The sequence below is a fragment of the Microlunatus phosphovorus NM-1 genome (assembly GCF_000270245.1).
Lineage (GTDB): Bacteria > Actinomycetota > Actinomycetes > Propionibacteriales > Propionibacteriaceae > Microlunatus > Microlunatus phosphovorus.
Map to the genome: position 1 here is coordinate 3,474,222 of NC_015635.1, position 14,240 is coordinate 3,488,461.

The window sequence follows — 14,240 nt, forward strand, 5'->3', positions numbered from 1 at the left end:
AGTGATGACGGGCAGAGTCGCACCCGCATTGGTGATCATCCTGGCCTTGCTGGCCGGCTGCACCGGCGGAGCCGGCCCCATCGGGCCGGACCCGGTCGGCACCCTGCCGGAGGCAGCCCGGACGATCATGGCCAAGCCGGAATACAGCGGCGCCCGCTGACTCTATCGAGTCAGCGACCCGGAGACCGGTGAGGTGCTGCTGGCCAACCGGCCCGACGAGCTGGTCTTCACCGGGTCGACGGCCAAGGAGTTCACCATCGGCTCCGCGTACGCGACTCTGGGGCCGGACAGGGTGATCACCACCCCGGTCTATGCCCTGGGCAAACGGACGCGGGACCGACTCGCCGGGACGCTGGTCCTGGTCGCCTCCGGCGATCTTGCCCTGGGTGGCCGGGGTGCGATGCAGGGCCGAGTGGATCAGGCGTTCACCGCCACCACGATCGATCACGTCTACGGTGACATCGCACCGACGGCGGCCCTGGTGAAAGACGACCCGCTGGCCGGGCTGGACAGCCTCGCCCAGCAGGTCGCCAGCTCCGGCATCAAACGGATCGACGGCGACGTGGTGATCGACACGCGGCTATGGCAGACGTTCGACGGCCAGGAAGGGCCGGTGCCGCCGATCTTCGTCAACGACAACATCCTCGACCTCACCGTGACCGGCGGCTCGTCGCCGGGTCGGCCGGCGACGGTGCGGATGCGACCGCAGACCGCAGCCTTCACCGTGCGGTCCGCGGTGAAGACCGCGCCCGCGGACGCGGCCGGTGAGTTGGTGGTCACCCCCGACCCGCGGCATCCGGAACGGCTGACCGTCTCGGGCACCATCGGGGTGGGTGCCTCCCAGGTGACGATCCACCGCATTCCGGATGCCGCGACCTGGGCCAGGAGCCTGTTCATCGAGGCGCTCCGGCGCGCCGGCGTGACCGTCTCCGCCCCGACAGTCGCGCGCAACAGCACCTCCGGACTGCCGGGTCGTCCCGGCCAGCCCACCCGCTACCCGGACGACCGGAAGGTGGCGACGCTGACCTCGCCGCCGCTGGAACGGTTCGGCACGATGATCCTGCTGACCAGCTATGACACCGGGGCGAACGCGGTGCTGTGCCTGCTCGCGGCCGGGCGCGGCTCGACCGACTGCACCGATGGGCTCAAGAGCATCCGCGAACAGGTCGACGCCGCCGAGCTCGACTCGGACAACGTGCTGCTGTTCGACGGACAGGGCGCCGATCCCGCCTCCACCACCCCGACCCAGATGGCAGCCTGGATGACCTGGGTCCGGACCCAGCCCTGGGGCGACGCCCTGGTCGCCGGCCAGCCCGTGCTGGGCGAGTCGGGGACGATGGCGCTGTCAGGGCACGACAGCCCGGCCCGCGGCAAGATCGCGGCCAAGACCGGCACCAGCCTGGCCGTCGACCCGGCCACCGGCCGCGCGTACGCCAAGGTGCAGAGCCTCGCCGGCTATCTGACGACCAACTCCGGTCGGACGCTCGTGCTCGCGCTGTCGATGAGCGGCGGGACCTATCCCGACGTGCCGACCGCGCTGACGGGCGCCGGGGACGACGTGAATGCCGTAGCCGCGGCCTTCCAGCAGGCAATCCCCTGATCTGACCGGCTTCGGGGATCAGACCGCCTTGGACTCGGCCGCCGCCTCACGCCGCTTCTTGGCCGCCTCGACCGAGGCCCGCAGCGCGGCGACCAGGTCGACGACCTCGGCCTGCTCCTGCACCTCCGGCTCGGCCTCCAGCGGTACGCCCTCCGCCTTGGACTGCACCAGCGCCTCCAGCGCCTCCCGGTAGGAGTCGTGGTACTCCTCCGGCTCGAAATCGCCCGACAGAGCATCGATGAACGACTGCGCCATGGTGACCTCGGCGTCGGACACTGTGACCTCCGACGGCGGGGCGGCGAAGGACCCGTCGCGCAGTTCGTCGGGCCAGAGCATGGTGTGCATCAGCAGCACGTCGTCCTTGGACCGGATCAACGCCAACGACTCCCTGGAGCGCAGCGCGACCTTCACCACGGCGGACTTGCCGGTCTTCGTCAACGCGTCCCGCAGCAACACGTACGGCTTGATGCCCGGACCATCGGCCTGCAGGAAGTACGTCTTGGCGAAGTAGGTGGGATCCACCTCCTCCTCGGCGACGAACTGCACCACCTCGACCGCCTTGGTGGTGCTCAGCGGCAGGTCGTCGAAGTCCTCGGAGGTGAGGATGACCAGCCGGCCATCGGGCAGCTCGTAGCCCTTGGCGATCTCCGCATACGGGATCTCCTTGCCGCACTTCTCGCAGACCCGCTTGTACTTGATCCGGCCGCCATCGGTGGGATGAACCTGGCGGAAGCTGATGTCCTTCTCCTCCGTCGCCGAGTAGAGCTTGATCGGGATGGTGACCAGCCCGAACGAGATCGCGCCTTTCCAGATGGACCGTGGCATGGCACGAGTCTGCCAACACTTTCGAGATCATCGCTACTTCCGGCGCAACCAGCGCTACTTCCAGGCGTCGGGGAGTGGACCGAGACTCTGAGTGCCTTGGTTGGTGCACAGGAAGTAGTACCCGTGAGGCGAGCGCCACAGGAACACGCCGGGATGGGGTGCCTGGACCGTCCACAAGCCATGGGTCCTGGCGTTGTGCTCGCCGCGGAGCAGGGGTCCGAGGTTCCGTGGACCCGTTTGGCCAGGAGTGCCATCCCACCGGTACGGGTTCGTATGATCCAGATCCAGGTGAGAGTTCGTTGAGCTCGACCAAGGGAACACCGAGGCGACATGCCGGAGCCGGACCGCATCTCGGACACCCTTGGGGATCTCGTACGCGTCCACGGCTGGCAGGTGATCGGGATCGAGCACGGGCCGCACGCTGATCGAACAGGCATGGGTAGCCAAGAATTCGCGGAGTTGGCTCGCGAGCATCGGCCCGTAGTCGGCGTGATCGACGCGGACCACGCCGTCGCCGGTAGCGAGGGTCTGGTCGGTCAGATACACGTTCAAGGCGACTCTGGGCCGAGCCGCGCGGAGCCCCTGCTCGGTCAGCAGCTCGGAGAGTCCGGGCAGGTTGAGCCGGAGCCCGGATCGATCCTCAGCTCCGCAATGGGGGCATGGCGAGGCCTTGTTGGGACTGTCACCCTCTGGTTCGGCTGACCTGCCTGGTTCAGATGACCAGTCTGATTCGGATGACCACCCGGGCGGGAACAGGCTCGATTCCGGAGGTGGGGCCGGTCGCCGTCGCCACCGCGACCCGGAATCGGCATCCGGCATTGGATCCGGCGGCTCGGCGTACTCCTCAGCCGTCCAGGCCGGCGGCTCATCCTCACCGAGCAGACTGTCCTGGACCGGCTCAGCGGTCGGTTCCGACCCCCTCGTTCCCTCGCTGGCAGCCTGAGCCTGACTCCCTCCACCGGCCGGCGCGCTGTCTGCGGGCGTGCTGTCTGTTGGCGTGTTGTTGCTTGTCTCAGCGTGGGCACTGTCATGGGCGTGGCGTAGCAACATCTGCAACACCAGCGCAGGTTGCGCCAGCAGCCCGAACGCGGTCGCGCGCCGCGCATCGGCCAATTCGGTGTTGCCCTCCATCGCCAAGATCTCGGCCAGTCGCTCGACCAACGCGTAGACCATGACCAGATCGCCTTGGTCAGCCCGCGCGATCAGCGTGTTGATCCCGTCTTCGGATCGGCACAAAGCCACATACCGAGCCTGCTTCGCCTTCACCCGCTGCCGCTCGGCCAGCTCGGGATCGGCCCGTTTGATCGCGGCATCCAACTGGGTCAGCAGCCGCGACCACGGCAGACCCGCCGCTTTCGCCGCGATCTCGGCATCCACCCGCAACGCCGCAGCCAAGGACAGCTGGCGGCAGGCGACGGCGATCTTGCGGGCCTGCCAGACCGGGATCCACAACGCCATCACCGCGCGGAACAGCTTCGGGAAGCGGTGCACCAGATCGGCGACATCGAGCAGGAACGCTCGCGCGGTCGGCGGTGCCAACTCCCGCAAGGACGCATACTCCAACGCGGCGAACTCATCCACCAACGGCGTCCCGTCCGAGCCCGCGCGCCGCCCGACCCCACCGGCCGGTCCGGTCGCCATCGGATCGGTCGGGTCCACGCAGTGAAGCTCCAGCCACTCCATCACATCCCGGACGGTGCCGACCTCATCAGATCGCATCCGCTGCTCCCGAGCCCGGATCCGATCAGCCAGGACCCGGCCCGGGGTCCGGCCAACGCCAGACCCCGCACCATCACCCTGACCGCGATCGAACATACAAGCGAGTCTAGAGACCACCACTGACACTCCCCAGCGCCTCGCGGCGAAATCGCGCCCGATGCGTTCGCCGAGAAGGAGCAACCCACCTCGACAAGGAGCAGTTACAGGTCAAACGTGCGATTTCACCTGTAGCTACGCCTTCTCGATGAGCAAAGATGCATCTGCGCCTTCTCGACGAAGCCAGCGTTCCCCGAGTTCAGCCGTGGACCGACGTAGCGCCCAGGGTGTAGCGGAAGGCGATGGTGACGTACGGCAGCTCGAAGGACTGGCGGCCGGCCAGCTCCGGGTGGGTGTCGAGGAGCGAAATCACGTCAGCAAGCGCGGTCTCCCGTTCCCAGGGATCCAGCACTGCGAAATAGCTGCGCGAGCGGACGAGATCCAGCAGCGACTCCCTCGTATGAGGCTGCCGCCAGGAGTGCCCGCGGATCTCGGGGCGGCCGAACGGAGCGACAACCTCGGGGGTCGCAGCCTCGATACTGCCGGTGTAGTGATCACCGTCGGCATGCATCGCGATCCCGAGCTCGCGGACCCAGCCGACCCGCTCATCGCGGTAGTTCCAGATCAGGCCAAGCTGGCCGCCGGGCCGAAGCGCTCGCGCGACCTCGGCACACGCGGCCGGAACGTCGACCCAATGCCAGGCCTGGGCGACGGTGACCGCATCCGCCCATCCGTCCGGTACGCCGATCGCCTCGGCGGTACCGATCCTGGCATCGACGCCGGGCAGACTACGACGGAGCTGGGCCAGCATCTGAGGCGACGGGTCGACCGCCACCACCGTGCGACCGGGGCGGACCAGCGTGGCGGTGAACTTGCCGGTGCCAGCCCCGACATCGACGACCTGGCGGGCATCGGCCGGGACGAGCCAGTCGGAGAGCTGCTGCGGATATCCGGGCCGAACGGCCGCGTAGACGTCGGCAACGGCGTCGAAGGAGGCAGCGCGTCGGCTCAACTCAGGGTCGACCACGACCATCACCCCTCCACGTCCGTCGCGAGGGAATCCAGTTCCTCCGGCGCATACCAGAGCAGGTCGTAGCTGTCCTGTAGATCGGCAACCGCAGCGACCGCCAACGCGGCACCGAGATCTAGGCCGCCAACCTCCTGCCGGGCGGCCCGGACAGCGTCAGCTGCCGACGCCTCGTCGGCGAACAACGACCGGACGTCGGCCCACCGCACCTGGGGCACGGATACTGCACCGAGGTCGTCGGTGCCGACCAGCTCCAGGTCGACCGCCAGCACCAAGCGAGTGGACGAGTCGCCGTCGAGCAGCAGTGCCGCCGCTCCCGCGTGGTTGAGCGCGACGTAGCCGGCTTCCTCGTCGTCCAGTCGAGTCTCGCCCAGCCAACGGCGCAGCGCTGGTCCGTCGGCGTACCCCACCAGCTCCGAGGCTGACCCGCTCGACCGCAGCTCCCGGGCGGCAGCCAGAGTGAGCGGGACGAAGACACTCATGCTTCCTCACCCGTCGTCTTCGCGGACGTCGTCTTCGCGGGCGCCTTCTTGGCAGTCGTCTTCTTTGCCGTCGTCGTCTTCTTCGCGGTCGTCGCCTTCTTGGCAGGTGTCTTCTTGGCAGGTGTCTTCTTGGCCGCCGGCGCCTTCGTCTCGGCCGTCGAATCGGACTCGACCACCGGCTCCTTCGTCGGCAGCTTTCTCGCGGTGGAGGTGGTGGGCGCCCGGACAGTCCGCTTGGCCGCCGGCACCTTGGTGGCACTGGTGCCCAGTTCCACCGCGCGGGAGGCCAGGTTGCGCATGGCCGCCCGCCGCTGGCCGCTGGTCCGTCGGGCCTCCTGACGTGCGGCGGCCTTCGAGGCAGCTGCCTTCCGAGCGGCCGCCGACGCCTTGCGGGTGGGCTGTCGCTGGCTGCGTGCGCGGACCGTCGTGTCCAGCAGCTCATCCACCGCGTCATCGAGGCACTGCGCGAGTACATCGAGATCGGACACGGCATCGCGGTCGGCAGTCAGACCCAGGAACACCTGACCGTCATAGGAGGTGACGCCGATCGCGAGCAGGTGACCTCCCTCCAGGGGCAGCACGGGATAGCTGGCGACCAGCCGCTCCCCTGCCGAGTACAGGGTCAGCTGCGGCCCCGGCACATTCGTGACCAGCACGTCGTGCTGTCGGCGCAGCACGTCGTTGGACACCCGTACCCCGAGCGCATGCAACGTCGCCGGCGCGAAACCGGCGATGTCGGACAGCGTCCGGGCATCCACCGCCCGCCCGGTCTCCTTGTGCGCCTGGGTGGCGAAGGCGACTTGATGCAGCCGCATCAGGGCGTTCGGCTCGCCGATCGGCAACGGCTGTACGTGCGGAGCCACCCGGCTGCCGAGCGATGTCGGCTCGCCGTCGTCTTCTGTGACACTCATCGGCACGAGAGCCGTGAGCTCGCGGCCGGTGGGCACCGATTCGCCCCGCGTCAACAGCCAGGACCGCAGCGCGCCGGTGACAACCGCCAGGATGACGTCGTTGATGGTGTGGTTGTGCTCGTCCCGAACGGCCTTGAGGTCAGCGAGGGGAACCGACACCAGCGCTACTCGGCGTTGTTCGGAGACGAACCCCGACAGCGGCGAACTGGATCGGGGTCGACTACCCAGCAGCGCGTTCTCGATCAGCCCGACCACCGTCGATCCGACACCGCCCATCGCCTCGCCGACGGCGACCGCCACACCCAACGCGCCGGTCGCCACGCCTTGCAGGTTCTGCCAGGCCAGCAAAGGGTCTTGAGCGCTCTCCCACAACGCTCCGGCAACCAGCTCGGCCGCGCCGGGCTCGGGCAGGGGCCGCCATTCGGTGGTCTCGAACTCGAAACCGGGATCGACGCGTGCGTCCAGCAGGACCTGCCCGATGTCGACGTTGTCCACGCCGTCCACCAGGGTCAGGTGGGTCTTCGCGACGACCGCGAACCGGTTGCCTTCGAGGCCCTCGACGACGTACATCTCCCACAGCGGCCGGGAGCGATCCATCCGTCGGGCTACGACCCGGCCGACGAACTCGCGGAGCTGCTCCATGGTTCCAGGCCGCGGCAGCGCCGATCGGCGTACGTGGAAAGTGAGGTCGAAGCTCTCGTCATCCACCCAGACCGGGGCCGCCAGCCGGGCCGGCACGTCGCGGACCCGCTGTCGATAGCGAGGCACGTACGCGATCCGGTCTCCGATCAGGGCGATCAGTCGCTCGTAATCGAGTCCGTCGGGCTCGGCTTCGAAGATGTCCACGGTCGCGACGTGCGCCGGCGCGTGCGCGGTGTCCAGCACGAGCAGCGACACTTCCAGCGGCGTCAGTCGCTGTGGCATCGCGTTACCTCCATCGCGGTCACTCAGGGAAAGTGAAACCGCACGCCAACCCTACCGAGGCCCACCAGTTGGGTCGTGCCGCCCAGCAGGGCCGGACTCGAGCGACGATGTGCGTACATTGGCACAAGATCTTGTTCATACATTAGGGATTAGCTGCAACAAAGCCCTAGCATGGCCGCATGAGTCAGCCAAGCGTCGCGCGCGAGCTGGACATCAGGTTGGAGCGAAATTCCCCGGTACCGCTCTACTATCAGCTTGCCCGGTCGATCGAGCAGGCGATCACCTCTGGCGAGCTCGCCCCTGGCGACCGGCTGGAGAACGAGCTTTCGCTGACCACCCGGCTGGGGTTGTCGCGACCCACTGCCCGACAGGCGATCCAGGAGCTGGTCAACAAGGGCCTGCTGGTCCGGAAGCGGGGTGTCGGGACCCAGGTCGTACGGTCGCAGTTCAGCCGGGATGAGCGGTTGACCAGCCTCAACTCCGACCTCGTCCAGGCCGGCAAGGTGCCGAGCACCCAGTTGCTCAGCTACTCCGTCGGCCCGTTGGACCCCGACGTGGCCAGCGCCTTGGATGCCTCCGACATCACCGAGCAGGAGTTCATCAAGGTCCGCCGGCTGCGGCTGGCCGACGATGTCCCGCTGGCGATCCTGACCAATTATCTGCCGGCCAGCTTCGAATTGACCCGGGAGATCTTGGAGCAGCGCAGCCTGTACGCCACGCTGCAGTCACTCGGCGTGAACCTCAAGATCGCGCACCAGCGGATCTCGGCCCGGCTGATGACCGACGAGGAGGCGGAGCTGCTGGACGAGGATGCGCCCTGTGCTTGCCTCACTGTCGACCGGATCACCTATGACGACACCGGCCGGTTCGTTGAGTTCGGGCGCCACGTCTACCGCGCCGCGCAATACAGCATCCAGTCCAATCTGATGGTCTGATCCGCCGGAAACGCGGAAGCCTGGCTCAGGATCGACCGGATATCAGGTGCTCGTGGAGGCGCCGTAGCTCAGGGAAGCTGGGCACCTCGACCGCTGGTGCTTTAGGGCCCACATAGATCGGGTGCATGCCGGCGGCGGCTGCCGCAGCGACGTCGAACTCATGGGAGTCGCCGACGTAGACACAGTGCGTGGAGGCGACGCCGAAGCTATCGGCTGCCGCGGTACGTGGCGACCGCCTCGGCGACTGCTCCAGATCGCCCATATCGCTCGCACAGCGCCGCGACTCGGGACTGGTCTAGTCCCACACTCGTGTCGCCAGCCGCCCAGACCCGATAGAAGGCCGTCCGAGCCGCCACCGAAGCGGCATGGAACTCCTCAGCCGGCACGTCGTCGAAACAGGCGCTGCGCAGCACCTCCACGGCGGTTCGGTCCGCAGAGTCGTAGTCCGTCAAGGTGCCGTCGAAGTCGAACAACCACGCGGCTGCCGCATGGTGGATCTCGGTGAGCATGACCATTGCTAGCACTCCGGGGCGGCGCGGTCACCCCCGACCTGAAGTTGTCCCCAGATCGCCGAGTTATCCACACGTGAGATTTCCTCTTCTTGACCCTCGGCTCGCAAGCTGATCGGACCCGAGACCGAGGAGTTCGCTGTGTCCATCTCTGCCGCTGGCGTTCCCGCTGCATCTCTCGCCGCTGCACCTCTCGCCGCTGCCCTGCTGAGGCGGGCCGTCGACGGCCGGCCACCCGCGGAGCAGTGGTCCGGAGTCGGCGCCGCACGGCCGATCACGCCACCTGACCAGCCGCCGTTGCGACTGGTCGAGGCAGTCGAGGAGGCCGACTCCGATTCCTATCTTCCCGCCCCAGCGCGTGCCTCGGTGCCGATCACCGTCGATCCGACACCGGCGGGTGTCGAGCCCGATCGAGCCGCTGAGCTCACCAAACAGGCGCAGACCTGGGCGCCGTGGTTTGCCCAGCTGCTCGCCGAGGCCATCGACGGTCGGCGCCCCATGGAGTCGCTCGGCCGCTGGCTGGACGAGTGGGCACTCGCCGAGGTGAGCCGGCATGCCCGCCTGCAGCGGCGCGAACGCACCCGTCGCCAGACCACGTCACCGTTGCCCTTGGCGACCGTCAGCTCGTTGCGGGCCCAGTTCACCCACCGCCGGGTGCTGGAGGTCGCGGTGCACGTACGTCGCGGCCGACGGTCACTGGCCTGGGCCTTCCAACTCATCTGTGTCGGAGAGCGCTGGCGCTGCACCGCGGTGTCCCTCGGCCCGGCGGTCACCTGAACGCCGGGCCGGCTGCAGAATCAGTTGACGCCGGGCCGCCCGTGGCACATCTTGAACTTCTTGCCAGAGCCGCAGGGGCACGGCGCATTGCGACCAACGCCGTCGTACTCACTCTTGACCTTGGCCTGGGTGGTGGTCGCCACCGAGCCGTCCTCGCCCGGCGCCGAATACGTCATCCGCCGGGCGTTGCCGGATCCCCCGTTGCTGGAGCCGCTGAGCCCCTTGGCCGAGATCTTCGGTCGGGTGAACGCCGTCTCCTGCTCCGGTTCCGGAGCCGGCTCCGGCGTCAGCTCGAGTTCGAGCTCATCGAGATCCGGCTGACCGACGGTGTGCACCTCGACGCCTGGCCCATCCGGATCCGGTCCGCTCTCGACCAGGGGAGCCCCGACCCGGGTCGGCCGACCAGCACCGTCGGTGACCACACCGACCCTCGCAGCCGGCTGCTCGGTGACCTGCACCTCGAGATGGAAGACGAAGCCGACGACTTCCTCCATGAAGGCTTCCATCATCTGGTTGAACATGTCGCCGCCCTCACGCTGGTATTCCACCAGCGGGTCGCGCTGCGCCATGGCCCGCAGGCCGATGCCCTCGCGGAGATAGTCCATCTCGTACAGATGCTCGCGCCACTTGCGATCCAGCACGGTGAGCAGCACCCGACGCTCCAGTTCGCGCATCACGTCGGCGCCGAGCTGTTCCTCGCGCCGGTCGTACGCGGCCTCGGCGTCGGCGATGAACGCCTCCTCCAGCTCGTCGCGCTCCAGGTCCTCCCGCTCGGCATAATCCGACAACGACAGACCGACCGGATACAGCGTCTTCATCTGGGTCCACAGCTGCTCGAGGTCCCAGTCCTCGGCGAAGCCTTCGGTCGCGGTGCGGACGTACTGCCGGACCACGGTGTCCACCGTCGAGCGGAGCTGCTGCTCGACATCGGCACCCTCCAGCACCTTGCGCCGGTCGCCGTAGATGGCATGGCGCTGCCGGTTCATCACGTCGTCGTACTTGAGGATGTTCTTGCGGATCTCGAAGTTCTGGGACTCGACCTGCGCCTGTGCGCTGGCGATCGAAGCCGAGACGCGCTTGTTCTCGATCGGCTGATCGTCGGGCACCTTGAGTGCCTGCAGCACCCACTCGACGATGTCGGACTTGAACAGTCGCATCAGGTCGTCGCCCAGCGACAGATAGAACCGGCTTTCCCCCGGGTCGCCCTGACGGCCGGACCGACCGCGCAGCTGGTTGTCGATCCGCCGCGACTCGTGCCGCTCGGAGCCGACCACATAGAGCCCACCGGCCGCCACGACCTCGTCATGCTCGCTGGCGGTCTCCTCCTCGAGCGCAGTCAGGATCTCCGGGTAGTCCCGTTCGTACTGCTCGGAGTGCTCCACCGGATCGATGCCGGAGTTGCGCAGCCTCGCATCTGCCATGAACTCAGCGTTGCCGCCGAGGATGATGTCGGTGCCACGACCCGCCATGTTGGTGGCGACCGTGACCGCGCCCTTGCGTCCCGCCAGCGCGACGATCGCCGCTTCCCGCTCGTGCTGCTTGGCGTTCAGCACCTCGTGCTTGACCCCGGACTGCTTGAGCATCTTGGACAAGATCTCGGATTTCGCCACCGACGCGGTGCCGATCAGCACCGGCTGCCCGTTCTCGTGCCGCTCGGCCACGTCCTCCACGATCGCGGCGAACTTGGCCTCCTCGGTGCGATAGATGAGGTCCTTCTCGTCGGTGCGGATCATCGGCATGTTGGTCGGGATCGGCACCACACCGAGGCCGTAGATCTTCTGGAACTCAGCGGCCTCGGTCATCGCCGTGCCCGTCATGCCGGAGAGCTTGTCGTACATCCGGAAGTAGTTCTGCAGGGTGATCGTGGCCAGGGTCTGGTATTCCTCGCGGATCTGCACCTTCTCCTTGGCCTCGATCGCCTGATGCAGGCCCTCGTTGTAGCGCCGGCCGACCAGCGTGCGTCCGGTGTGCTCGTCGACGATCAGGATCTCGCCATCCATGTTGACGTAGTCGCGATCGAGCTTGAACAGTTCCTTGGCCTTGATCGCATTGTTCAGGTACGAGATGAGCGGGGTGTTCGCCGACTCGTACAGGTTGTCGATGCCGAGCCGGTCCTCGACCACGTCGATGCCTGCCTCCAGGATGGAGACGGTCTTCTTTTTCTCGTCGACCTCGTAGTGCTGGTCGCGCTTCAACCGATCAACGATCTTGGCGAAGGTCGGATACCACTCGTGGGAGTCCTCGGCCGGGCCGGAGATGATCAGCGGTGTCCGGGCTTCGTCGATCAGGATGGAGTCGACCTCGTCGACGATGGCGAAGTGGTGACCGCGTTGCACACAGTCGTCGAGGGTCAGTGCCATGTTGTCGCGCAGATAGTCGAAGCCGAACTCGTTGTTGGTCCCGTACGTGATGTCGGCGTGGTAGGCCCGACGGCGTGCCGCCGGATCCATCTGCGAGAGGATCGCCCCGACCTCGAGTCCCAGGAAGTGATGGACGCGGCCCATCCACTCGGACTGGAACTTGGCCAGATAGTCGTTGACCGTGACCACGTGGACGCCACCGCCGCCGAGCGCGTTCAGATACGACGGCAACAGCGCGACCTGGGTCTTGCCCTCACCGGTCTTCATCTCGGCGATGTTGCCCAGGTGCAGAGCCGCACCGCCCATCAGCTGGACGTCGTAGTGTCGCTTGCCGAGCACCCGCCTGGTCGCCTCCCGGACGGTGGCGAAGGCCTCCGGCAGCAGTGAGTCCAGACTCTCGCCGTTCTCGTGGCGCTGCTTGAAATCGGCTGTCTGACCGATGAGCTCGTCGTCGTCCATCGCGACGAAGTCGTCCTCGATCGAGTTCACCTGGTTGGCGGTCTGCTTCAGCTGCTTGAGGATGCGGCCTTCCCCGAAGCGCAGCAGTCTGTCCATCAAAGCCACGTGATCTGGTCCCTTGCTTGATCGGCACCGAGTGCACCCCGTCTGGGTGCGCCCGGTCTGGGCGGGCCGATGCGCTGCTGGCTGTCAGGCCCCCGCATCGGACGCGCCCCCTATCGTAGGCCGTTCCTGTTGCGCCGCCGCGAGTCGCGGGCCCAGATCACCGCAGGGAGAGACGACGACGTCGTTCAGTCCGAGCCAGCCGGCCATCACGGTGAGTTCCCCCGCCAACGCCTCACTGACCTCGGCCGGATCCGCACCCTCCTCCAGCCAGGCCGAGTTGACCCGCAGCACGCCGCTGGCACGGTCGGCCTTCAGGTCCACCCGGGCCACCATCGCCTCGTCCAACAGGAACGGATAGACGTAGTAGCCGTGCACCCTGCGTTCCGCCGGCACGTAGATCTCGATCCGATAGCGGAAGTGGAACAACCGCTCCAGCCGCTGCCGTTCGAAGACCATCGAGTCGAACGGGCTGAGCAATGCCCGGGCCTCGATCCGACGTGGGATCCGCGCGTTGTGCCACAGATGGACGCCGCCCTTGTCCGTCCAGCCGGGGACCGCAACCGGAAGCAACTCCCCTGACTCAGCCAGTGCGGCGATCGCGACCCGGGCCCGACCCGCCGGGATCCGGAAGTAGTCGCCGAGACACCGCGTGGTGCCGATGCCCAGCGCCTGAGCGGCGCGGCGGATCAGGATGACATCGGCCTCCTCCTGGCTCGGGGTCGGTTGCGCCAGAATCTGCGCCGGGAGCACCCGCTCAGGCAGGTCGTAGAGCCGCTCGAACTGACGATTGCGACCGGCCGCGGTGATCTCGCCGGACCAGAACAGCCACTCCAGGCAGGTCTTCACCGAGGACCAGTTCCAGCCCCAGTGGTCCGTCCGCCGCTCCTCCTCGTACTCGATCTGCCGCGCCGTCAACGGTCCCTGATCGGCGATCTCCGCACGCACGGCGTCGACCAGGCCCGGCTGCTCGGCCCGGATCCGCTTCATTCGGCCCCAGGCGTCCTCGGCCGCTGCAGCCATCCGCCAACGCAGCGCCGGCTGCAGCCGGACGTCGATCAGGCTCGCCTCGTGACCCCAGTATTCGAAGAGACGGCGTGGTGGTCGCTGGGCTGCCCGGTGCAGCAACTCGGTGTCATACGGACCCAGCCGCGAGAACAGCGGCAGATAGTGGGCACGGGCGACGATGTTGATCGAGTCGATCTGAAACTGGGCCAGCCGGTCGACGGTGGCCTGGACGTCGCGCATGGTGGGCCGGGTCGGCTGCGGCCGACCGAAGCCCTGGGCGGCCAGGGCGACCCGGCGAGCCTGGGCCAGGGTCAAGCGCTCACGAGGCCTGCGTACGGCAGTAGTGACACTCACCTCAGGAACGTATCGGGAGGCACTGACAGTCCTTCGCCGCTTATGGTTTGCGATCGGACGCCTTTGGAGCGGTGAGCCGGTAGACCGCGAGTGCCACGATCATGAGGGCCACGGGCGGGATGAGCGCGCTCCCCGTCGCGTAGCCGAGCCCGATCAGCGTGCCCCAGAAGAGCACAAGCAGGGAGGCGATGATCGCGGCCGTTCGGGACGTC

At 67.5% G+C, this 14,240-nt stretch carries 13 protein-coding genes; 4 read left to right on the plus strand and 9 right to left on the minus strand.

Annotated features, from left to right (window positions below):
- Window positions 1-4: 4 nt before the first annotated feature.
- Together MLP_RS28615 and MLP_RS15600 are read left to right on the plus strand one after the other, a co-directional pair.
- Window positions 5-160 (plus strand): hypothetical protein, encoded by a 156-nt coding sequence (locus MLP_RS28615; protein WP_013864110.1) that lies wholly within the window; start codon window positions 5-7, stop codon window positions 158-160.
- Between the two features lie 33 nt (window positions 161-193).
- Window positions 194-1,600: a D-alanyl-D-alanine carboxypeptidase gene (locus MLP_RS15600; protein WP_013864111.1), complete on the plus strand. Its 1,407-nt coding sequence runs from the start codon at window positions 194-196 to the stop codon at window positions 1,598-1,600.
- An 18-nt stretch (window positions 1,601-1,618) separates the two neighbouring features.
- On the opposite strand, the gene ku is transcribed toward MLP_RS15600, so the two are convergent.
- The 5 genes from ku to MLP_RS15625 all read right to left on the minus strand — a co-directional run bounded on the left by ku (window position 1,619) and on the right by MLP_RS15625 (window position 7,524).
- The gene (ku, locus tag MLP_RS15605; protein ID WP_013864112.1) at window positions 1,619-2,425 is read right to left on the minus strand and encodes a non-homologous end joining protein Ku; all 807 of its coding nucleotides are present in this window, start codon (window positions 2,423-2,425) and stop codon (window positions 1,619-1,621) included.
- A 54-nt stretch (window positions 2,426-2,479) separates the two neighbouring features.
- Window positions 2,480-4,240: a hypothetical protein gene (locus tag MLP_RS15610; RefSeq protein ID WP_013864113.1), complete on the minus strand. Its 1,761-nt coding sequence runs from the start codon at window positions 4,238-4,240 to the stop codon at window positions 2,480-2,482.
- A gap of 199 nt (window positions 4,241-4,439) precedes the next feature.
- Complete coding sequence (locus MLP_RS15615; RefSeq protein WP_013864114.1) at window positions 4,440-5,213, minus strand: class I SAM-dependent methyltransferase; 774 nt, start codon at window positions 5,211-5,213, stop codon at window positions 4,440-4,442.
- Window positions 5,213-5,689 (minus strand): DUF6912 family protein, encoded by a 477-nt coding sequence (locus MLP_RS26540; RefSeq protein WP_013864115.1) that lies wholly within the window; start codon window positions 5,687-5,689, stop codon window positions 5,213-5,215. The genes MLP_RS15615 and MLP_RS26540 overlap by 1 nt, the downstream gene beginning before the upstream one ends.
- The gene (locus MLP_RS15625; RefSeq protein ID WP_013864116.1) at window positions 5,686-7,524 is read right to left on the minus strand and encodes a wax ester/triacylglycerol synthase family O-acyltransferase; all 1,839 of its coding nucleotides are present in this window, start codon (window positions 7,522-7,524) and stop codon (window positions 5,686-5,688) included. The genes MLP_RS26540 and MLP_RS15625 overlap by 4 nt, the downstream gene beginning before the upstream one ends.
- Window positions 7,525-7,703: 179 nt before the next feature.
- Between MLP_RS15625 and MLP_RS15630 the strand changes: the two genes are divergently transcribed.
- Complete coding sequence (locus MLP_RS15630) at window positions 7,704-8,459, plus strand: GntR family transcriptional regulator (RefSeq protein ID WP_013864117.1); 756 nt, start codon at window positions 7,704-7,706, stop codon at window positions 8,457-8,459.
- Window positions 8,460-8,484: 25 nt separating this feature from the next.
- Here MLP_RS15630 and MLP_RS29535 read toward each other — a convergent pair whose 3' ends face one another.
- Together MLP_RS29535 and MLP_RS15635 are read right to left on the minus strand one after the other, a co-directional pair.
- Window positions 8,485-8,721 (minus strand): HAD hydrolase-like protein, encoded by a 237-nt coding sequence (locus MLP_RS29535; RefSeq protein WP_083843844.1) that lies wholly within the window; start codon window positions 8,719-8,721, stop codon window positions 8,485-8,487.
- The gene (locus tag MLP_RS15635) at window positions 8,666-8,968 is read right to left on the minus strand and encodes an HAD family hydrolase (RefSeq protein ID WP_156821179.1); all 303 of its coding nucleotides are present in this window, start codon (window positions 8,966-8,968) and stop codon (window positions 8,666-8,668) included. Before MLP_RS15635 ends, MLP_RS29535 begins: the two co-directional genes overlap by 56 nt.
- Before the next feature lie 141 nt (window positions 8,969-9,109).
- On the opposite strand from MLP_RS15635, the gene MLP_RS15640 reads away from it, so the two are divergent.
- Window positions 9,110-9,745, plus strand: coding sequence for an Rv3235 family protein (locus MLP_RS15640; RefSeq protein ID WP_013864119.1), 636 nt, complete (start codon window positions 9,110-9,112; stop codon window positions 9,743-9,745).
- 20 nt (window positions 9,746-9,765) lie between these two features.
- On the opposite strand, the gene secA is transcribed toward MLP_RS15640, so the two are convergent.
- Both secA and MLP_RS15650 read right to left on the minus strand, forming a co-directional pair.
- The gene (gene secA, locus MLP_RS15645) at window positions 9,766-12,669 is read right to left on the minus strand and encodes a preprotein translocase subunit SecA (RefSeq protein WP_013864120.1); all 2,904 of its coding nucleotides are present in this window, start codon (window positions 12,667-12,669) and stop codon (window positions 9,766-9,768) included.
- Between the two features lie 84 nt (window positions 12,670-12,753).
- The gene (locus MLP_RS15650) at window positions 12,754-14,028 is read right to left on the minus strand and encodes a winged helix-turn-helix domain-containing protein (protein ID WP_041790123.1); all 1,275 of its coding nucleotides are present in this window, start codon (window positions 14,026-14,028) and stop codon (window positions 12,754-12,756) included.
- Window positions 14,029-14,240 lie beyond the last annotated feature (212 nt).